Source organism: Kitasatospora sp. NPDC059827, from assembly GCF_042731675.1.
Classification (GTDB): Bacteria; Actinomycetota; Actinomycetes; order Streptomycetales; family Streptomycetaceae; genus Kitasatospora.
Genome location: NZ_JBHWIV010000004.1, coordinates 51,209 through 71,128 on the forward strand (window position 1 = coordinate 51,209; position 19,920 = coordinate 71,128).

18 protein-coding genes and 2 tRNA genes are annotated in these 19,920 nt (G+C 73.8%); 10 read left to right on the plus strand and 10 right to left on the minus strand.

From position 1 onward, the window contains the following. The first annotated feature begins 41 nt into the window (after nt 1-41). Nucleotides 42-689: a hypothetical protein gene (locus ACFV8H_RS03810; RefSeq protein WP_380396378.1), complete on the plus strand. Its 648-nt coding sequence runs from the start codon at nt 42-44 to the stop codon at nt 687-689. An 86-nt stretch (nt 690-775) separates the two neighbouring features. Here ACFV8H_RS03810 and ACFV8H_RS03815 read toward each other — a convergent pair whose 3' ends face one another. Then, the gene (locus ACFV8H_RS03815) at nt 776-1,561 is read right to left on the minus strand and encodes an SLATT domain-containing protein (RefSeq protein WP_380396379.1); all 786 of its coding nucleotides are present in this window, start codon (nt 1,559-1,561) and stop codon (nt 776-778) included. Between the two features lie 366 nt (nt 1,562-1,927). Here ACFV8H_RS03815 and purD point away from each other — a divergent pair, with 366 nt between their 5' ends. From purD to ACFV8H_RS03835, 4 genes are all read left to right on the plus strand, one after another. Further along, nucleotides 1,928-3,175, plus strand: coding sequence for a phosphoribosylamine--glycine ligase (purD, locus tag ACFV8H_RS03820; RefSeq protein WP_380396380.1), 1,248 nt, complete (start codon nt 1,928-1,930; stop codon nt 3,173-3,175). 610 nt (nt 3,176-3,785) lie between these two features. Then, nucleotides 3,786-5,366: a hypothetical protein gene (locus ACFV8H_RS03825; RefSeq protein ID WP_380396381.1), complete on the plus strand. Its 1,581-nt coding sequence runs from the start codon at nt 3,786-3,788 to the stop codon at nt 5,364-5,366. A gap of 356 nt (nt 5,367-5,722) precedes the next feature. Continuing rightward, complete coding sequence (locus ACFV8H_RS03830; protein ID WP_375882796.1) at nt 5,723-7,261, plus strand: N,N-dimethylformamidase beta subunit family domain-containing protein; 1,539 nt, start codon at nt 5,723-5,725, stop codon at nt 7,259-7,261. A gap of 133 nt (nt 7,262-7,394) precedes the next feature. Further along, complete coding sequence (locus tag ACFV8H_RS03835) at nt 7,395-8,294, plus strand: phosphoribosylaminoimidazolesuccinocarboxamide synthase (protein ID WP_380396382.1); 900 nt, start codon at nt 7,395-7,397, stop codon at nt 8,292-8,294. 31 nt (nt 8,295-8,325) lie between these two features. Here the strand turns inward: ACFV8H_RS03835 and ACFV8H_RS03840 are convergent, their stop codons facing one another. The 7 genes from ACFV8H_RS03840 to ACFV8H_RS03870 form a co-directional block, all read right to left on the minus strand. Next, nucleotides 8,326-8,946: a response regulator gene (locus ACFV8H_RS03840; RefSeq protein ID WP_380396383.1), complete on the minus strand. Its 621-nt coding sequence runs from the start codon at nt 8,944-8,946 to the stop codon at nt 8,326-8,328. 115 nt (nt 8,947-9,061) lie between these two features. Next, a complete protein-coding gene (locus tag ACFV8H_RS03845; protein WP_380396384.1) occupies nt 9,062-10,288 on the minus strand; it encodes a sensor histidine kinase in 1,227 nt (408 codons plus the stop codon). Between the two features lie 105 nt (nt 10,289-10,393). Continuing rightward, the gene (locus ACFV8H_RS03850; RefSeq protein ID WP_380396385.1) at nt 10,394-11,221 is read right to left on the minus strand and encodes an ABC transporter permease; all 828 of its coding nucleotides are present in this window, start codon (nt 11,219-11,221) and stop codon (nt 10,394-10,396) included. Continuing rightward, nucleotides 11,218-12,258 carry an ABC transporter ATP-binding protein gene (locus tag ACFV8H_RS03855; protein ID WP_380396386.1) on the minus strand — a complete coding sequence of 347 codons (1,041 nt, stop codon included), beginning with the start codon at nt 12,256-12,258 and terminating at the stop codon, nt 11,218-11,220. The genes ACFV8H_RS03850 and ACFV8H_RS03855 overlap by 4 nt, the downstream gene beginning before the upstream one ends. Before the next feature lie 172 nt (nt 12,259-12,430). Then, nucleotides 12,431-12,506, minus strand: a tRNA-Gly gene (locus tag ACFV8H_RS03860). Nucleotides 12,507-12,546: 40 nt separating this feature from the next. Next, a tRNA-Gly gene (locus tag ACFV8H_RS03865) sits at nt 12,547-12,619 on the minus strand. 140 nt (nt 12,620-12,759) lie between these two features. Continuing rightward, complete coding sequence (locus tag ACFV8H_RS03870; RefSeq protein WP_030056585.1) at nt 12,760-13,077, minus strand: Lsr2 family protein; 318 nt, start codon at nt 13,075-13,077, stop codon at nt 12,760-12,762. A gap of 468 nt (nt 13,078-13,545) precedes the next feature. Here ACFV8H_RS03870 and purS point away from each other — a divergent pair, with 468 nt between their 5' ends. The 4 genes from purS to ACFV8H_RS03890 all read left to right on the plus strand — a co-directional run bounded on the left by purS (nt 13,546) and on the right by ACFV8H_RS03890 (nt 17,607). Beyond that, a complete protein-coding gene (gene purS / locus ACFV8H_RS03875; RefSeq protein WP_030278336.1) occupies nt 13,546-13,800 on the plus strand; it encodes a phosphoribosylformylglycinamidine synthase subunit PurS in 255 nt (84 codons plus the stop codon). Further along, nucleotides 13,797-14,474 carry a phosphoribosylformylglycinamidine synthase subunit PurQ gene (gene purQ / locus ACFV8H_RS03880; RefSeq protein WP_375882778.1) on the plus strand — a complete coding sequence of 226 codons (678 nt, stop codon included), beginning with the start codon at nt 13,797-13,799 and terminating at the stop codon, nt 14,472-14,474. The genes purS and purQ overlap by 4 nt, the downstream gene beginning before the upstream one ends. Further along, on the plus strand, nt 14,474-16,729 hold the full coding sequence (gene purL / locus ACFV8H_RS03885; protein ID WP_380396387.1) for a phosphoribosylformylglycinamidine synthase subunit PurL: 2,256 nt from the start codon (nt 14,474-14,476) through the stop codon (nt 16,727-16,729). The genes purQ and purL overlap by 1 nt, the downstream gene beginning before the upstream one ends. 65 nt (nt 16,730-16,794) lie before the next feature. After that, the gene (locus ACFV8H_RS03890; RefSeq protein ID WP_380396388.1) at nt 16,795-17,607 is read left to right on the plus strand and encodes a sterol carrier family protein; all 813 of its coding nucleotides are present in this window, start codon (nt 16,795-16,797) and stop codon (nt 17,605-17,607) included. 36 nt (nt 17,608-17,643) lie between these two features. Here ACFV8H_RS03890 and ACFV8H_RS03895 read toward each other — a convergent pair whose 3' ends face one another. Beyond that, nucleotides 17,644-18,351 (minus strand): hypothetical protein, encoded by a 708-nt coding sequence (locus tag ACFV8H_RS03895; RefSeq protein ID WP_380396389.1) that lies wholly within the window; start codon nt 18,349-18,351, stop codon nt 17,644-17,646. 82 nt (nt 18,352-18,433) lie between these two features. Next, on the minus strand, nt 18,434-19,216 hold the full coding sequence (locus tag ACFV8H_RS03900; RefSeq protein WP_380396390.1) for a DUF3152 domain-containing protein: 783 nt from the start codon (nt 19,214-19,216) through the stop codon (nt 18,434-18,436). 251 nt (nt 19,217-19,467) lie between these two features. Here ACFV8H_RS03900 and ACFV8H_RS03905 point away from each other — a divergent pair, with 251 nt between their 5' ends. Then, nucleotides 19,468-19,899, plus strand: a complete 432-nt coding sequence (locus ACFV8H_RS03905; protein WP_375882763.1) for a DUF3151 domain-containing protein — start codon at nt 19,468-19,470, stop codon at nt 19,897-19,899. The last annotated feature ends 21 nt before the right edge of the window (nt 19,900-19,920 follow it).

Below are 19,920 nucleotides of genomic sequence, written 5' to 3' on the forward strand. Positions count from 1 at the left end.
CCCCGCGGGCGATCCCGCCGTCCGGAGAGGAACTGCCGGCCATGGCCTGCGACCTCTGGCTCGTCCCGTTGGTGGACGTGCTGAGCCACAGCCCCGACAACCCCTTCCGGGACGACCTCGCGCTCTACAACGCGGTGCTCACCTCGCGCGGCCTGCCCGAGGTGCCGGTGTACCAGTTCGTCCCGGGTCTGAGCGGGGCGGTCGAGCCGATAGCCGCCTTCGACTACGACTCGCTGCACTTCCTGCGCCGCGCCTACCTGTTGGGCCTCACCGGCCTGGACATCACCCCGGTCGACGCGCTCGGCAGCGACTACGAGCAGCTGCTGGAGATGTTCGAGAGCAGTGCCGAACAGTCGCACCTGGTCTGGCACTTCGACCACGCCGGCGCCTACGTGCCGATCGAGTTCCCGGCCCCGCTGGTGGACGAGACGCTGCTCGCCGCCGGCGGCCCGCTCGGCTCCAGCCACGGGCTGCTGCGCGAACTGCAGGCCGTGGCACCGGCCCTGGGCATCGACCCGCTCAACCCGCCGAACCCGACCCGACCGCTCGGCCCGACCGGCCTGGAGCAGCCGTTCGGACCGCCGATCGACGACCTGCACCCCTTCGCCCGGGAGCGGCACGCGTGGTCGGGCCTGTACGCGGCGGCGACCCGGAGCCTCGGCCAGGGCTCGATGATCGTCTTCGCGTAACGCCCCGGCATCGCCTCCGGCTTCGCCCCGATCCGGCCCAGGCCCCCGATCCCGGGCCCCCGATCCCGGGCACCAGGCCCGTCCGGCTAGCGCAGCGGGCCCTCCGGCGGCCGCTGACGCGGCATGGTGGGCCTCGTCCCCGGCGGCGGCAGCACCCGCACCTGGGCGCCCACCCCGGGTTCGGTGCGGCCGCCCCAGGTCCCCGCGGACTGGGTGGGCAGCTGGGTCATCGAGGCGCGGAACTCCAGCATCCACTCCGAGGTCTCGGTGCGGACCATGTCCGAGACGTCCTCGCAGAACCGGCGAAGCACGCCCAGGCAGCGCTCGGCGGCCTCGCCCGCGGTGCCCTCGGTCGGGCCGAGCACCTCGCGCACGCACTCCGAGGCCCAGTCGAACTGGAAGGCCTCCAGGCGGCGTTGGAGCGCCTGCGCGGTGGAGACGTCCCGCATCCAGCCGGAGGTGAGGCCGAAGACCCGGTCGGTGCCGTAGCAGGCGGCGGAGAGCGCGAAGCCCACGTAGCCCCAGGCGGTGCCGTGGGCGAGCGTGCCGGTGAGGCCCACCAGCGGGGCGGTCACCCCGCTCGCCGCGAAGCCGGCCGACCCGAAGCGCAGCAGGCGCGCCCAGCGGCGCTTCCAGATCCGGTCCCGGCGGTACCACTCGATCGCCTCGACCGCCCGCTCCTCGGACCAGCGGTAGAGCTCCTCCAGCCGCTCCGCGGGCTCGCCCCAGTCCCCGAGCGGGAACTGGCGGGCGCTCAGATCGGTCCGGTGCCGGGTGGAGGCCCGCCGGGCCACGGCTGCGGCGGGCTGGTCCTCCTCGCCGATCTCCTTGCCCCAGGCACTCTCCTCGGGCTGCATTTCCGGCTGGCTCACCTGTGGGGCTCCCTGTGGCGGGCGGGCGGCATGGTCTGTCGGCGCATCGGCTGACGCGACGTCCGCCGGTGGTTGTCCAACAGCACTTCTTACCGCCAAATGGCTGACCGCGGGGCGCTTCGCCGGTGATCGTTACCGGTTTCGGCCACCGGAACACGAGGTGGGGCGGTTGCGGGGCCCGGCGAGATTTCACCCGTCCGAGCGAGGCGCCGGTGACCCGCCGTCCTGACCCGGGCACCCGGCGCGCATCCGACCCGGCCCGGCTAGGAGGATCCTCCTAGCTCATCGGTGTACGGACCGCTTCTCCTGGAGGATCCGACGGGACCGGAGAGCGGCCGGAACAGGCCACCGACTACGCTGCCAGGCGTGAAGGTCCTCGTCATCGGCGGCGGCGCCCGCGAACACGCCCTGTGCCGCTCCCTGTCCCAAGATCCCTCCGTGACCGAGCTGCACTGTGCCCCGGGCAACGCCGGGATCGCCCAGGTGGCGACGGTCCACCCCATCGACCAGTCGGACGGCGCCTCGGTCGCCCGGCTCGCCGCGGAACTCGGCGCCGACCTCGTGGTGGTCGGCCCCGAGGCCCCGCTGGTGGCCGGCGTCGCCGACGCCGTCCGCGCGGCCGGCATCCCGGTCTTCGGCCCCTCCGGCGCGGCCGCGCAGCTGGAGGGCTCCAAGGCCTTCGCCAAGGACGTGATGGCCGGCGCCGGCGTGCCCACCGCCCGCTCGTACGTCTGCACCACCGCCGAGGAGGCCGCCGAGGCGCTGGACGCCTTCGGCGCCCCCTACGTGGTCAAGGACGACGGCCTGGCGGCCGGCAAGGGCGTCGTGGTCACCTCCGACCGCGCGGCCGCGCTGGCGCACGCCGCCTCCTGCGAGCGCGTGGTCATCGAGGAGTACCTCGACGGCCCCGAGGTCTCGCTGTTCGCCGTCACCGACGGCACCACCGTGCTGCCGCTGCAGCCCGCGCAGGACTTCAAGCGCGCGCTGGACGGCGACGAGGGCCCCAACACCGGCGGCATGGGTGCCTACTCGCCGCTGCCCTGGGCGCCCGCGGGGCTGGTCCAGGAGGTCCTGGACACCGTCCTGCAGCCGACCGTGGACGAGCTGCGCCGCCGCGGCACCGAGTTCTCCGGCCTGCTGTACGCGGGCCTGGCGCTCACCTCGCGCGGTACCCGGGTGATCGAGTTCAACGCCCGCTTCGGCGACCCGGAGACCCAGGTCGTGCTGGCCCGGCTGCGCACCCCGCTGGCCGGCCTCCTGTTCGCCTCCGCCACCGGCACCCTGGACCAGCTGGAGCCGCTGCGCTGGGACGAGGGGGCGGCCGTCACCGTGGTCGTCGCCTCCGAGGGCTACCCGGCCGCGCCGCGCACCGGCGACCCGATCGAGGGCCTCGCCGAGGCCGAGGCGGACGGCACCGCGTACGTGCTGCACGCCGGGACGAAGGCGGACGGGGACGGCCGGGTGCTCAGCGCCGGCGGCCGCGTCCTGTCGGTCACCGCGACCGGCACCGACCTGGCCGAGGCGCGCGAGCGCGCGTACGCGGCGGTGGAGCGGATCTCCCTCAAGGGCGGCCAGCACCGCACCGACATCGCGCTCAAGGCGGCCAACGGCTGACGCCACCGCGACCCCGGCGGCCCCCGTGCGAACCCTTCGCACGGGGGCCGCGGCTGTGCCGGGCCCGCGGGCGAGCGGCGAAGAGGGGCCGAACAACCCGCAGGGCGCAGCGCTCGCGGCGTTTCCGGGGTCGGAGCGGTTCCGGGGCCCGACGCACCGATCGGCGGGCGGATTCCAGCCCATCGGGTGACAGCACCCGCATCCGGCTGACGTAACCCGGCGCCCGGCCTTATGGTGCGCTGGATCGCCGTGCGACGGTGCCGTGCGCCGGGGTCGCCGCCGGGTAGCGGCGCGCCCGCGGGGGGATGCTGGACGGCGATCGGCCGGGTGGTCGCCCGGTGCTTCGCACCGGACCGGTAGCGGCCCCCGGGCGGCGTCGCCGGACCGACCGCGGCGTCACCGCGACGACCGGGCGGTGTCACCGGGACGAGTGGAAACCGGGGCGATCCGGAACGCCCGCCCGGACCGGGGCGTCGAAAATGTCAGTAGCGCCACACAGCATGCACTGCCGGGATCGGACGCCTCCGCTTCCCGGTCGGAACTGATCGTTTCGAGTCGCCTCAGGGCCCGTGGCGGGTGCCCGAGGGCTCCGAAGGGGGTGCCGCACCGTATGGCCGTCGACACCGCGCGCGCTCACGCCCAAGCGGTCCTGCGGATCCGGGGCCTCGCCCTGGCCGTGGCCGTCCTGCCCGCCGCCGTGGCGGTCGTCCTGCTCGCGGGCCGGTTCACCGGCCGGATCGGGGCCGCCGGCTCCTCCGACGCCGCCGGCTGGGACGCCGTCCGGTGGGTGGTCTGCGCGCTCGCCGCGCTGACCCTGCTGGTGGCCGGGCTGACCGCCCGGGCACTGCGCCGGGCCGTCCCGCCGCAGATCCCGGCGGTGCCGGTCGAGCGGGCCGGCGCCCCCGAGCTGTACCGGCTGATCGACGAACTGGCCGAGCGGCTGGACGTCCCGGCCCCGTCCGCGGTGGCGCTCACCCCGGACTGCGACAGCTGGCTGGAGGACGTCGCCCTGCCGCGCCGCCCCCACCCGCTGCGGCCGCACCCCTCGCCCGCCGCGCCGGTCCTGGTGATCGGCTCGCCGTTCCTGTGGTGGATGCGGTCCGGCGAGCTGCGCGCCCTGCTCGCCCCCGTGGTGGCCGGCACCGCCGCCTCCGCCGACCCCGAGATCGCCGCCGCCCGCCGCTTCCTGCGCGCCCTGGACGCCTGTCTGGACTCCGGTCCGGCCGCGGCCCCCGGTCTCGGCGGCGGCACCCTGACCGTCCCGCCGGCCCCGCCCCGCCGGGGCCCGGCCCGGCTCGCCGACCGGATCACCCGGCGGATCACCCGCCGGCTGCTGGGCGCCTGCCGCGGCCACTCCGCCGAGCTGGAGCGGTCCGTCGCGGGCTGGGCCTCCGAGCAGGCCAGGACGGTCGACTACGGCCTGCGGATCGCCGCCCAGGAGCAGGTCGGCCTGGCCTACGCCGGCTGGGACCGACTGCTCACCCGGGTCGCGCTGCCCGCCTGGCGGCTCGGCCGCCACCCCGCGCACCTGAACGCCGGCGTGGTCGCCGCGCTCACCGAGCTGTCCCGCCGCGACCGGCTGGCCGACGGTTACGGCACCCGGCTCGGCGACCGCCCCGCCTGCGACCTGCTGGAGGAGCCCGGCGCGGTGGACCGCGCGGTCTCCCGGCTGGCCGCCGAGCTGTTCTTCGGCCGCCCGGCGGCCGGGGCCTGGCACGAGCTGGAGTGGGCCGACTACCCGGCCGAGGTGGTGGACGCCGGCTGGCGGGCCCGGGCCGCCGCCCTGCAGTCCGCCCTGGACCGGCTCGCCCCGCAGTCCCGCCCGGGCGCCCCGACCCTCACCCGGCTGCTGGCCCGGCTGGCCGAGGGCGACGGCGAGCGGCTGGCCGCCGCCCTGGCCGCCCAGCTCGCCCGCACCACCACCCCGGCCCCGCTGCTGGAGCCCGACCGCACCGGCCGCGACCTGCTGGTCGACCACGTCACCGCGATGGTCTGCTGCGCCGCCGTGGACACCGCGGGCGGCGCGCCCGGCCTGGACTGGCTGGACGGCCCGGTGCTGCTGCTCGGCGGGGTCCGCCGCACCGACCTGGCCGGCCCGGTCGCCCAGGCGGTGGAGCAGGGCCAGGACGGGCCGCTGCGCGCCTGGCTGGACGCCGCCGAGGTGCGCCTGGAGAAGCCCGTCCGCCTCTGAGGCCCCGGGAGGCCCCGACCGCCCCGGGCGGCGCTCGGCCCCCGGCACGCGCCCCCGGGGCCCCCGGCCGCCGGCCGTCTCCGCAGGCCGGAGGCCCCGTCCCGGCGGAGCGGAAGATTCCCGACACCAATTGCTACCGTGGGGTGACGGAGCGCCAGCACTGTGTGGTGTATTAGACCGCACGCACATCCGGGGGGCACGTGCCAACCGGGCCTCGGGAGCCGAAGGCGCGCCGGTGTCGAAAGCGACGAGCGACGAGCGAGGGCAGCGAGCGCCGGAGCGAGGAACGCCGACACCGGATCGGGAGCGCCCGGAGGCGAGCGAGGGATTCGCGGAAGTGCACCTGGGAGGGGCGCGTGGGGACCGAACTCAACGGCCGCTGGGAGTCGGGCACGCACGCTTACAGCGTCTCCGACCCCTTCGGCCAGGGCCCGCTGCCCTGGCTGCGCAGCCCCGACCAGTACCTCGCCGGGGCCGAGGGCGCCGTGCCCTGGTACGTCTCGGTGGACGCGCCCGGCCAGCAGCCGCTGTCGGCGGGGGTGCGGCCCAAGCCGCCGGTCGGCACCCCGCAGAGCTCCAACGACGTGGACCAGCAGATCAAGGGCTTCGCCTCGGCGGGGGTGATCCGTCCCGGCGGCTCGGTGGACTTCCGGGTCACCGTCAACCCGCCGCGCGAGTTCACCGTGGACGTCTACCGGATCGGCCACTACGGCGGCGACGGCGCCCGCCACATGACGTCCAGTCCGCTGATCTCCGGTCTGGCCCAGCCCGCGCCGCTGGTGGTCGAGCGGACGGTCTCCTGCCACCACTGGTGGCACTCCTGGCGGTTGCAGGTCCCGCTGCACTGGCAGCCCGGGGCGTACGTGGCCGTGCTGACCACCGCGGACATGCTGCACCGCAGTCACATCCCGTTCACCGTGCGGGACGTCGCCGAGCAGGGGCGGAGGGCCGAACTGCTCCTGGTGGTCCCGGATGTGACCTGGCAGGCGTACAACCTGTTCCCCGAGGACGGCCGGACCGGTGCCAGCCTGTACCACGCCTGGGACGGCCGGGGCGGCCTGGTCGGCGAGCCCGAGGCGGCCGTCACCGTCTCCTTCGACCGCCCGCACGCCACCGCCGGGCTGCCGCTGCACGTCGGCCACGCGTACGACTTCATCCGCTGGGCCGAGCGCTACGGCTACGACCTCTCCTACGCCACCGCGACCGACCTGCACGCCGGGCTGGTCGATCCGGGTGAGCACCGCGCGCTGGTCTTCCCCGGCCACGACGAGTACTGGTCCGAGCCGATGCGCCGGGCCGCCGAGCGGGCCAGGGACGGCGGCACCTCGCTGGTCTTCCTGTCCGCCAACACCATGTACTGGCGGGTGGAGCTGACCGCCGCCGCCTCCGGCGAACCGAACCGGCTGCTCAACTGCCGCAAGCGGCAGAAGGTCGGGCCGGGCAGTCCGGCCGCCGGGGTGCCCGGCGCGGCCAGCGCGCTCTGGCGGGACGCCGGGGAGCCCGAGCAGCACCTGCTGGGCGTGCAGTACTCGGGCCGGGTCGCCGCGCCCGTGCCGCTGGTCGCCCGGCACACCGCGCACTGGCTCTGGGACGGCACCGGGCTGCAGGAGGGCGACGAGCTGCCCGGACTGGTCGCGGGGGAGGCCGACCGGTACTACCCGAAGGTCGCGCTGCCCGAGCACACCGAGCGGGTGCTGCTGGCCCACTCGCCGTACCGGGACCTGGCCGGCCGCACCCGCTACCAGGAGACCTCGCTGTACCGGGCGCCCAGCGGCGCCTACGTCTTCGCGGCCGGGACCTTCGCCTGGTCGCCCGCCCTCGGCCGCCCCGGGCTCACCGACGAACGGGTCCAGCGGGCCACCGCCAACCTGCTGGACCGGCTCTGCAAGAACTGAGTCCGGGCTGCGCGGGAACCGAGCCCCGGGCTCCCCGGGAGCCCGGTCGGGCGGGCGTGAAAGACTGCGGGGGCAGTGACCTCCCCTTTCGCGGTGCCCCACGCCCGTGAACGACCCCTGAGGACTGAACACCTTGAGCGGATTTGTCACCAAGCCCGAGCCGGTCCAGGTACCCGGCCTGGTCCACCTGCACACCGGCAAGGTGCGCGACCTGTACCGCACCGGGTCGGGCGAGCTGGTGATGGTGGCCAGCGACCGGATGTCCGCCCACGACTGGGTGCTGCCGAACGAGATCCCGGACAAGGGCCGGGTGCTCACCCAGCTCTCGCTCTGGTGGTTCGAGCGGATCGCCGACATCGTCCCCAACCACGTGATCTCCACCGAGGTCCCGGCCGGCGCCCCCGCCGACTGGAAGGGCCGCACGCTGATCTGCAAGAGCCTGGACATGATCCCGGTGGAGGCGGTCGCCCGCGGCTACCTGGCCGGCTCCGGCCTGACCGAGTACGAGGAGAGCCGTACGGTCTGCGGCATCGCCCTGCCGGAGGGCCTGGAGAACAGCTCCGAGCTGCCCGCCCCGATCTACACCCCGGCCCTCAAGGCCGAGGTCGGCGAGCACGACGAGAACGTCCCGTACGAGGAGACCGCCCGCCGGATCGGCGCCGAGCTGGCCAACCAGGTCCGCCGCACCACCCTGGACGTCTACGCCCGCGCCCGCGACATCGCCCGCGCCCGCGGCATCATCCTGGCCGACACCAAGTTCGAGTTCGGCCTGCTGGACGGCGAGCTGATCATCGGCGACGAGGTGCTCACCCCGGACTCCTCCCGCTACTGGCCGGCCGACGAGTACCGGCCGGGCCGCTCGCAGGCGTCCTTCGACAAGCAGCTGATCCGCGACTGGCTGGTCTCCCCGGCCTCCGGCTGGGACCGCTACAGCGAGCAGCCGCCGCCGGAGCTGCCCGCCGAGCTGGTCGAGCGGACCCGGGCCAAGTACATCGAGGTGTACGAGCGGCTGACCGGCACCGGCTGGGTCTGAGCCCCTCCGCCGCCCGCGAGCACCGGATCGGTCAGATCCAGCCGTGCTCGCGGGCGATCCGCACCGCCGCGTGCCGGTTCTCGGCGCCCAGCTTGGTGGCCGCCGAGGACAGGTAGTTGCGTACGGTGCCCTGGGACAGTCCGGCCCGCCCGGCGATCTCCGCGATCGGGGTGCCGTCCGCGGCCAGTTCCAGGACGTCCGTCTCGCGCGGGGTCAGCGGGGTCTCCCCGGCGCTGATCGCGTCCGCCGCCAGCTCCGGGTCCACGTACCGGCCGCCGGAGAGCACGGTGCGGATGATGCCGGCCAGGTCGGCCGCCGAGACGGTCTTCGGCAGGAAGCCGCGCACCCCGACCTCCAGCGCCCGCTTGAGGTAGCCGGGGCGGCCGTGGCCGGTGACGATCATGCAGCGGCAGTCCGGCAGCACCTGGCGCAGCTCGGCGGCCACCTCGATGCCGTCCTTGCCGGGCATCTGGAGGTCCAGCACCGCGACGTCCGGCCGGTGCGCCCGGGCCATCGCCAGCGCCTCCGGGCCGGAGCCGGCCTGGGCGACCACCTCGATGTCCTCCTCCAGCGAGAGCAGCGCGGCCATGGCGCCGCGGATCAGGTGCTCGTCGTCGGCGAGCAGGACGCGCACGGGCGGGGTGTCGGTCATCGGACGGCCTTCCTCGGCAGCGGGATCTGCGGTGGCAGCGGGATCCCGGTGGTGGCGGGGGATCCGCGGTGGCAGCGGGACCCGCGGTGAGAAGCGGGACCCGCGGTGGCAGGGGTCAGAGCGGTACGGCGGCGAGCATCCGGAAGGTGCCCGGCACGGCCGTCGGGACGGTCAGTTCGCCGTCGTGGGCGGCCAGCCGCTCGCGCAGGCCGCGCAGCCCGGTTCCGGCGCCCTGGGAGGGCAGCGGGACCTCCGGCACGCCGTCGTTCTCCAGTTCCAGCACCGCCCGGCCGTCCTCCCGCCGCAGCCGGATCCGGCAGTGGGCGGCCTCGCTGTGCCGCAGCACGTTGGTGGTGGCCTCGCGGATCACCCAGCCGAGCACCGACTGCACCGGCAGCGGCAGCCCGTCGGCGTTCTCGCCGAGGTCGATCTCGCAGGCGATGTCGGCGGAGCGCAGCACCGCCCGGGCGCCGATCGCCTCGGCGCGCAGGTCGGCGGTGCGGTAGCCGCGGACGACGTCCCGGACCTCGCGCTGCGACTCCTGGGCGATCCGCTGCACCTCGGACATCTGCTCGGCGGCCTCCGGGCGCCCGCGCTTGGCGAGTTGGACGGCGAGCTCGCTCTTCAAGGCGATGGTGGTGAGGTTGCGGCCCATCACGTCGTGGAGGTCGCGGGAGAAGCGCAGCCGCTCCTCGGCGACGGCCAGCCGGGACTGCGCCTCGCGGGCGGTGTCCAGCTCCCAGACGACGGCGGTCACCCACGCGGCGCTGCGGCAGCTGCCGATCAGGACGAGGGTGCCGATGACCGCGCCGACCACCCACCCCGTGGTGGTGAGGAGGTTGATGCCGGCCAGCAGCATCGCGGGAGCGACCGCGAGCGGCGCGGCGACCGCGCCGACGAAGGCCCAGCGCGTCGGCAGGCCCACCCCGGCCGGTCCGGTGGCCCCGCCCACCAGGGCGGCGGCGATCACGGTGGTGAACGGCGCGCCGGGATTCGGTGACAGGCTGTCGGAGGACGGTCCGAGCAGCAGCAGGGCCCAGGAGCCCCCGACCGCGAGCGCGGCGTTGACGGCCAGCCAGCGGCGATGGGGGCTGGGCCGTCCCAGGTAGTGGTCGAGGGAGGTGCGGTAGGCCCGGATGGTGACCAGGACCGAGGCGAGGGAGAGCACCAGGGCGACCTGGGCGAGGGAGGCCGAGCCCGTGATCCGTACCGAGGAGGCGCTGGCCAGCAGGTTCACCGGCAGCCCGATCCACGCGACCAGGTAGAGCGACCAGCGGAAGTACAGCTCGGCGCGTTGCGGCTTGCCGTAGCCCTTCCAGCGGCGGATCGGCCCCCGGACCATCGCAGTGCCCCCCGTCCGAGTCACGATCGTGTCGCTGTCTTCATATCAGAGGCGGGCCGGGGGCGGGTCCTTCGGTTTCCCGTTCGTCCTGGTCGTTCGCCCTGGTCAGCGGCGCGGTTCCCAGCGGAAGTAGCGGACCGCGCCCCAGATCGCGAGGCCCAGCCAGACCGTGCCGGTGATCAGGTGCGGGGCGGCGGCGCCCCAGCTGCCCAGGAAGCCGGTCGGGGCGGCCGAGCCGTCGGTGCCGAACCAGCCGACCCGGATCAGCTGGAAGGCCGGGGTGGTCGGCAGCAGCCGGCAGACGTCGGCCAGCTGGGAGGGCATCACCTCCAGCGGGACGAACAGGCCGGAGCCGAACTGCATGACCAGCAGGACCGGCAGGGTGGTGATGCCCGCGCTCTCCACGGTCTTGGTGAAGGCGCTGGACAGCGCGGCCAGGGCGATCATGGTGGCCAGCGTGAGCATCAGGCCGACCAGCATCAGCAGCGGGTTGACCGGGACCGCCAGGTGCAGGCCGAGGCTCCCGCCGACCCCGATCAGGGCGGCCATCAGCAGGCCGAGGGTGAGCGAGGGGACGGCGGTGCCGAGCAGGATCTCCAGGTCCCGGGCCTCGCCGGTGCGCAGCCGCTTGAGCACCAGTTCGCCGCGCCGCCCGACGTACGCGGCGGTCAGGTTGTAGTACACGACGAAGGCCAGGACCATCCCGACCGAGCCGTAGACCAGCATCGAGTCGATGTCCAGGCCGGGGGTGTTCTCGGCCTGCTGCTTGAGGATGCTGCGCAGCGAGCCGATCAGCACCACCGGCAGCACCACGGCGGTGAACAGGGCGGTGCGGTTGCGCAGCAGCAGGGTGGCCTCGGCGCGGCCGAGGGCGAGCAGGCGGCCGGCGGTGGTGCTCGGGGCACCCGTGGCGGTGGTGGCTGCGGTGGTCATCGGGCGGATCCGATCAGGCGGCGGCGGGCGGGACGGGTGGGGGCGGCGGGCCCCGAGGGCGGTGTGGTGCCGGGCGGGGCCTGGTGGGCGGCCTCGGAGGCGATGGCGAGGAAGGCCTCCTCCAGCGAGGCGCTGCGGGCGTCCAGGGCGCCGAGCGCGATCCCGTGGTGGCGGGCCCAGCCGAGCAGGTCGGTGAGGGTGTCCTGGAGGCAGGTGCTCTGCACGGTGACCTTGCGGCCGTCGACGGTGACCTCGGCGCCGGCCAGGACGGGCAGCGCGGCCCCGGCCCGCCCGTGGTCGAGCAGCTCGGGGAGCTCGAAGGTGATCCGGGAGGGCCGGCCGGCGATCACCTCGGCGACGGTGCCGGTGGTGACGACCCGGCCGCCGTGCATGATGGCCAGTCGGTCGGCGAGCTCCTCGGCCTCCTCCAGGTAGTGGGTGGTGAGCAGCACCGTGGTGCCCTGGGCGCGCAGTTCGCGGACCAGCCGCCAGACGGCGACGCGCGCCTCCGGGTCGAGGCCGGTGCTGGGCTCGTCCAGGAACAGCACCTCGGGGCGGCCGAGCAGGGCCATCGCGAGGTCGAGCCGGCGCCGTTCGCCGCCGGACAGCTGCTTGACCCGGACGTCGGCGCGGTGGCCGAGGCCGACCAGCTCCAGCGCCTCCGCCACCGGGCGGGCGCCGCTGGTCATCCCGGCCCAGGTGCGGCCGGTCTCGGCGGCGGTGAGCTCGCCGGGGAAGCCGCCCTCCTGGAGCATGATGCCGATCCGCGGCCGGACGGCGGCGCGCTCCGCGAAGGGGTCGTGGCCGAGCACCCGGACGCTGCCGGCGCCGGGAGCGGCCAGGCCCTCGATGACCTCCATGGTGGAGGTCTTGCCGGCGCCGTTGGTGCCGAGCAGGGCGAACAGCTCACCGCGGCCGACGGTCAGGTCGACGCCACGGACGGCGTGGTACGCGGCGGCGCCGGTGCCGTAGTGGCGGTGCAGGTCGGTGACCTCGATCACGCTGTCGCCGGGGCGGGCGGGCTGGCTCTTTTCCATGCCTCGAGCCTTCCGCCGCCGGGGCCTGCCGGGCAGTGCGGGCCGTCATCGGTCCGTGCTGCGGATCCACGGGTCGGCGATGACAAATGTCATGGGGAGGAGTGGGGGAGGAGCACGGGAGAACGTGCGGGAATACGCCGAAGGCCCCCTCGATCCGAGGGGGCCTTCGCTCTGGAGCGGACGACGAGATTCGAACTCGCGACCCTCACCTTGGCAAGGTGATGCTCTACCAACTGAGCTACGTCCGCATGGTCAGACTATTGAGTTGTGCTGTGCTCGCACACTGCGAGCGGACGACGAGATTCGAACTCGCGACCCTCACCTTGGCAAGGTGATGCTCTACCAACTGAGCTACGTCCGCATGGTGCCTGGTGGGCACCTGCCGCCTCTTTGGATCTCTCCGTTGCGGCGACGAGGAATACTCTACAGCATCGTTCGAGGTGGTCGCCCCACCCTTTCGGTCCAGGCGGGCGGGGCGACCTGGGGCGTGCCCCGACGGGGTCAGTTCGCTTCGGCGAACGCCTCGTAGACGTGCTTGGGGATGCGACCGCGGGCCGGGAGTTCCATGCCGCGCGACAGGGCCCAGGCGCGCACGGCGGCCGGGTCCGGGGTGAGCGCGGTGCGGCGGAAGGACTTTCCGGTGCGGCTCTGCCGACGGCCGGCCGCGACGAACGGAGCGAGGGCCTCCCGCAGCTTTTCCGCGTTGTCCACGGACAGGTCGATCTCGTACGACTTCCCGTCGACACCGAAGTGGACGGTTTCCGCTGCGGCACCGCCGTCCAGGTCGTCGGAGAGCGTGACAACTACACGCTGAGCCATGGGTGTCAATCCTCTCGGGCAATTCGGCCGCCGGTTCGCGGAGTGCGCCCGCCGACCTGATGTGCACCCACTCGCGCAAGCGCATACGGGCAGGCCTGGTGGCCCGCCGGATACGCAGCACTTGCCGCGACAGGTGGCCCTATTCTGCACCCGAAGGGGGTCGAAATCGAAGAGTTCGGCATTCTTTTCCGGATATTCACGAGTCTTCGCGGCAGTGCCGGATACCGGAGTGCGGGACGGGAGGATCTGTCCCCAAGTGCCGTATTCGGGTGTTCTTCGGGCAGCGCGGTTGGGGGCTCCGAATCCCGGGAAACGGGGCGGCCCGGGCGGGGGGTGGGGGCGTCGGATCCCTTGTGGCGTAAGGGGCCTGGGTCTACGCGCGTCACCCGCCCCGGCCAGCAATCCTGCCCCGAACGGCCGGTAGTCTGGAGTTCCCCCGCCTCACCGAAGACACCACCGGGAGTGCCAGTGGCACGCGTCGTAGTCGACGTCATGCTCAAGCCGGAGATCCTCGACCCCCAGGGCCAGGCGGTGCAGCGTGCACTGCCCCGTCTCGGATTCACCGGGATCGCCGACGTCCGCCAGGGCAAGCGTTTCGAGCTGGAGCTGGAGGGTCCGGTCGACGACGCCGCGCTCGCCCGTATCCGCGAAGCCGCCGAGACCTTTCTCGCCAACACCGTGATCGAGGACTTCACCGTCCGGGTCGAGGAGGCGGCGAAGTGACCACCCGCGTAGGCGTCGTCACTTTCCCCGGTTCCCTCGACGACCGCGACGCCCAGCGCGCGGTCCGCCTGGCCGGCGCGGAGCCGGTCGCCCTCTGGCACCGTGACAAGGATCTCCACCAGGTCGACGCCGTCGTCCTGCCGGGCGGATTCAGTTACGGCGACTATCTGCGCTGCGGCGCGATCTCCCGCTTCTCGCCGGTGATGGAGACCGTCATCGAGCAGGCCAGGCTCGGAATGCCGGTGCTCGGTATCTGCAACGGCTTCCAGGTGCTGTGCGAATCGCACCTGCTGCCCGGCGCGCTCACCCGGAACGACTCGCTGCACTTCATCTGCCGCGACCAGAAGCTCCGGATCGAGAACGCGGGCACCGCCTGGACCGGGGATTACTCGGTGGGCCAGGAAATCGTCGTCCCGCTCAAGAACGGCGAGGGCCGCTTCGTCGCCGAGGCCCACGTCCTGGACGAGCTGGAGGCCGAGGGCCGGGTCGTGGCCCGGTACCTCGACGTCAACCCGAACGGTTCGTACCGCGACATCGCCGGCATCACCAACGCCGCGGGCAATGTCGTCGGCCTGATGCCGCACCCGGAGCACGCCGTGGAGCCGCTCACCGGTCCGACCACCGAGGGACTGGGCTTCTTCACTTCCGTCCTCAAGCAGCTGGTGAACGCCTGATGAGCCTCGACACCGTCAAGAACGCCGAGCAGACCCCGGATGCCGCCCAGCCGTGGGCCGAACTCGGCCTCAAGCAGGACGAGTACGCGCGCATCCGGGAGATTCTCGGCCGCCGCCCGACCGGCGCCGAACTCGCGATGTACTCGGTCATGTGGTCCGAGCACTGTTCGTACAAGAGCAGCAAGGTCCACCTCAAGCAGTTCGGCGAGAAGAAGCCGGATTCGGACGCGATGCTCGTCGGCATCGGCGAGAACGCCGGTGTGGTCGACGTCGGCCAGGGCTACGCGGTGACCTTCAAGGTCGAGTCGCACAACCACCCGTCGTACATCGAGCCCTACCAGGGCGCGGCCACCGGCATCGGCGGCATCGTGCGCGACATCCTGGCGATGGGCGCCCGCCCGGTCGCCGTGATGGACCCGCTGCGCTTCGGTGCGGCCGACCACCCGGACACCCGGCGCGTGCTGCCCGGCATCGTCGCGGGCATCGGCGGCTACGGCAACTGCCTGGGCCTGCCGAACATCGGCGGCGAGGTCGTCTTCGACTCCTGCTACCAGGGCAACCCGCTGGTCAACGCGCTGTGCGTGGGTGTCATGAAGCACGAGGACATCCACCTCGCGCAGGCCTCCGGCGCCGGCAACAAGGTCATCCTGTACGGGGCCCGCACCGGCGGCGACGGCATCGGCGGCGTCTCGGTGCTGGCCTCCGAGACCTTCGACGACACCAAGCCGACCAAGCGCCCCGCCGTCCAGGTCGGCGACCCGTTCCAGGAGAAGCTCCTGATCGAGTGCACCCTGGAGATCTTCCGGGAGAAGCTCGTCAAGGGCATCCAGGACCTCGGCGGCGCCGGCCTGTCCTGCGCCACCAGCGAGCTGGCCTCGGCCGGCTCCGGCGGCATGCGGATCGACCTCGACACCGTGCACCTGCGCGACCACACGCTCTCGCCGGAGGAGATCCTCATGAGCGAGTCGCAGGAGCGCATGTGCGCGATCGTCGAACCCGACAAGGTCGCCCGCTTCCTGGAGATCTGCGAGAAGTGGGACGTCATCGCCAACGTCATCGGCGAGGTGACCGACGGCGAGCGCCTGGAGATCTTCTGGCACGGTGAGCTCGTGGTGGACGTGCCCCCGCGCACCGTCGCCCACGACGGCCCGGTCTACCAGCGCCCCTACGCCCGCCCGAGCTGGCAGGACGCGCTCCAGGCCGACGCCCCCACCGCCGAGCGGCTGGCCCGCCCGACCACCGGCGAGGGCCTCAAGGCCGACCTGCTCAAGGTCGCGAGCCACCCGAACCAGGCCTCCAAGTCCTGGATCACCGACCAGTACGACCGCTACGTGCTCGGCAACACCGTGCTCTCGCACGGCGAGGACTCGGGCATGATCCGGATCGACGACGAGACCAACCTCGGCGTCTCGGTCGCCACCGACGGCAACGGCCGCTACGCCAAGCTGGACCCGTACACCGGCGCCCAGCTGGCCCTGGTCGAGGCCTACCGCAACGTCGCGGCCGGCGGTGCCAAGCCGCTCGCGATCTCCGACTGCCTCAACTTCGGCTCCCCCGAGGACCCGGACGTGATGTGGCAGTTCGCCGAGGCCACCCGCGGTCTGGCCGACGCCTGCCTGGTGCTCGGCACCCCGGTCACCGGCGGCAACGTCTCGCTGTACAACCAGACCGGCGAGGTCGCCATCCACCCGACCCCCGTGGTCGCGGTGCTCGGCGTCATCGACGACGTCACCCGGCGCACCCCGGTCGCCTTCGCCGAGGAGGGGCAGCTGCTCTACCTGCTCGGCGACACCGCGGACGAGCTCGGCGGCTCGGCCTGGTCGCAGGTCGTCCACGACCACCTCGGCGGCCTGCCGCCCGCGGTGGACCTGGAGCGCGAGCGGCTGCTCGGCGACATCCTGATCGCCGCCTCGCGCGACGGCATGATCGACGCCGCGCACGACCTCTCCGACGGCGGCCTCGGCCAGGCGCTCGTGGAGAGCTGCCTCAAGGGCGGTCACGGCGCCCGGATCGTCGTGCCCGAGGGCACCGACCCGTTCGTCCTGCTGTTCTCGGAGTCGGCCGGCCGCGCCGTCGTGGCGGTGCCGCGCAGCGAGGAGCTCCGCTTCAACGACATGTGCACCGCGCGTGGCCTGCCGGCCACCCGGATCGGTGTCGTGGACGGCGACAGCCTCGACGTCCAGGGGCAGTTCAGCGTCACGCTGGCCGAGTTGAAGGACGCCCACACCGGCGTCATCGAGGCCCTGCTGGCCTGACAGGTCGTTGTCGAGGGACGGATGGTTCGATCGAACCGTCCGTCCCTCGGCGTATCTTGGGCCCCATGCCCGCCAAGTCCCGTACGTACCAACCGCAGAAGGTCCGCGCCGCGCTGGCCGCCCAGACCGGGGCGCTGCGCGCCGCCGTGGCGGGCCTCGGCGACGAACAGCTGGACCTGCCGACCAGGTTGGGGGACTGGCGGGTGCGGGAGCTGCTCGCCCACCTGGCCGTCCAGCTCGACTTCGTCCCCGCGCACCTGGACGATCCGCTCCAGGGTCGCCCGCCGCTCGACCTGCCGGGCTGGGTGGCGGCGGTCGGCACGGTGGCGCCGCTGCTGGACGAGCAGGCCCGGGACCGGGCCTCGGCGGACTTCGGCGGGGACGCGGCCGCCGTCGCGGCGGCCTTCGGGCGGGCCGCCGACGCGCTGACCGATCTGCTGGCGAGGCCCGAAGCCGCCGACCCGGTACGGCGGTTCGAGATCCGGCTCGGCTCGATGACGCTCGCCGACATGCTGGTCACCAGGCTGGTGGAGACCGTCGTGCACGCCGACGACCTGGCCGACGCCCTCGGCACCGCCGCGTTCCCGCACGACCGCCAGGCCCTCGCCGCCGTCACCCGGCTGCTCGCCGACGCGCTGGCCGTCCGGGCCCCCGGCGGCGCGGTCGAGCTGCGGATCCCGCCGTACGCCGTCGTCCAGGCCGTCGAGGGCCCCCGGCACACCCGGGGCACCCCGCCGAACGTGGTCGAGACCGACCCGCTGACCTGGATCCGGCTGGCCACCGGCCGGCTGCCCTGGGCGGCGGCGGTGGCCGACCACCGGGTGTCCGCCTCGGGGGAGCGCAGCGACCTGGGGGCGTACCTGCCGGTGCTGGGGTAGCGGCCCGGGCCGGACACCCCCTCAGCCGGACAGGGCCTAGTGCAGCTGGTCGACCAGGGTCGCGGCGGCCTTGCGCAGGGGTTCGCCGGTGAGGGCCTGGTCCGGCTCGCCGGTGCTGGGGTTCTGGGACAGCATCAGCACGATGTCGCCCTCGCCCTGGTGCGCGATCCGGGCGAGGGCCGCGGTTCCCTTGCTGCCGAGGATCCGGGTCCGGCCGGGGCCCGGCTGCTCGGTGGCGACCTGCTGGAGCTCGGCGACGGACAGCTCCGCGGCGCGCCGGATGCCCGGCAGGAGCATGTTGACGGCCACCCCGGACTGCGGGACGGCGAACAGTTCGAGGTCCAGCCTCGCCGTGCCGACCTGGTAGGCGCAGGTGACGTCGGCGTTCGGCGGAGTGGCCGGGATCGACGGCATGGTCGGCGGGTGGCTCGCGCCGGACGGCCACGGCTGCGGCGGCAGGCCGTCGCCGACGCTGCCCTGCACGGCGTGCCCGTCGTACTCGTGGTCCGGGGTGACGGTGCCGGGGATCCCGGCCGCCTGCAGCGCCTTGCCGAGGTCGAGGCCGAACGGGCAGGTGTCCTGCTTGTCCTGCTGGAGCTTCTCGGCGGTCGAGCGGACGGAGCCGTAGGACAGTGCGCCGGGCCCGGGGACGCCCCCGGTCGAGGACGAGCAGGCGGCGGCGCCGAGGGCGATCCCGGCGGCGGCGAACACGGCGGTGAGCTTTCGGCGGTGGGCAGCGGTCATGGTCGCAGGGTAGGCGCCGGGGGTCCCGGCGGACTGCCGATCAGGTCTCAACTCCGTTCCGAAGCGCGGCGCCGGACGCTCCTCAGGGTACGGCCGGGCCGCTCAGGTAGGTGCCCTCGGCGGAGTACGGCCAGGCGTTCGGCGTGCAGCCCTTGAGGCCGTAGATCTGCTGCATCATCGCGGGTGCTGGCTTGCCCGGGCCGGGGCAGGTCTCGTGGCCGTGGCCGATCCGGTGGCCGACCTCGTGATTGATGATCAGGGCCCGGTACTCGTCCAGCGGCCCGTCGAACTGGGGTGAACCGGTGTTCCAGCGCTTGGAGTTGACGAGCACCTGGTTGCCGACGTTGCAGTTCACCTCGCCGTGGGTGTCCAGGCCGGAGGCGCCGCAGATCTTGTCGACGGTGGCCGGGGAGGCGATCTTCACGGTGAAGTCGTAGGAGCCGCCGGCGACCAGCTGGAAGGCGTTCTTGCGGTCGTTGGTCCAGCCGCGGCGGTCGCCGAGGAAGCCGTGGATCTGCGCGGCGGCGGAGGCGGCGTCGATGCCGATGCCGTCCTCGACCTCCACCCGGTAGCGGCGTACGGTGCCGCGCCCGACCGCCTTGGCGTTGGCGGGGGCGGTGCTGAACGTGCCCGAGCCCTTGGTGGGGCCGGGGTCCGGGGCGGTGGGCGTCGGCGTGGGCGTGGGCGTCGGGGTGTTCACCGGGGTCGGGGTGGGGGTCGCCGACGGGGTGCCGGGTGCCTGTTCGGCGGGCGGGGCGAGCCGGGCCTGGGCGGAGGCGGCGGGGGCCGGGGCGTCCGGGGAGCGGTCCAGGGCGAAGGCCGCGGCGCCCAGCAGCAGCACGGAGGCCACCAATGCCGTGAGCATGCCAGGTCCGATCCGGCGGGATGCCCGGCGACGGCGTCTGCTGCGAGCGTTCTTGGACTGAGTGGCTCGCCGGCGGGCGGATCTGGCTGCGGGCACGCGCCACACCCTGACATGGCGAACGGGTGAATGTCCATATACCCGGTATGCAACCTCAGGGGCCCGTCGTGCGTTGGGCGGCGCTCGTCGGACCGGCGGGCGGCCGATCACCGGGGGGCGGTTGACCCCAGGGCCCCGAATGGCAGACTGCACCCATGGCGATCCACAGGAATCTTCTCGACGGCCCCGAACCGACCCTGCTGCCCGAGGACGAGCAGCCCTACCGGATGCTGGCGGAGGAGTCCGCCTCACCGACCCAGGTGGCCGCGGAGTTCCCGACCTTCTGCCTCGCCTGGGCCATGCTCGCCGACGACGCCTACGCCGCCGGCCGGCACGTCGAGTCGTACGCCTACGCCCGCACCGGCTACCACCGGGGCCTCGACGCGCTGCGCCGCAACGGCTGGAAGGGCCACGGCCCGGTGCCGTGGGAGCACCGCGGCAACCGCGGCTTCCTGCGCTGCCTGGCGGCGCTCGCCCGGGCGGCCGGCGCGATCAAGGAGACCGAGGAGGAGGCCCGCTGCTGGCAGTTCCTCAAGGACAGCAGCGCGGAGGCGTACGCGGAGCTCAAGCAGTCGACCGAGCTGTAGGCACCCCGACGGTGTGACCGT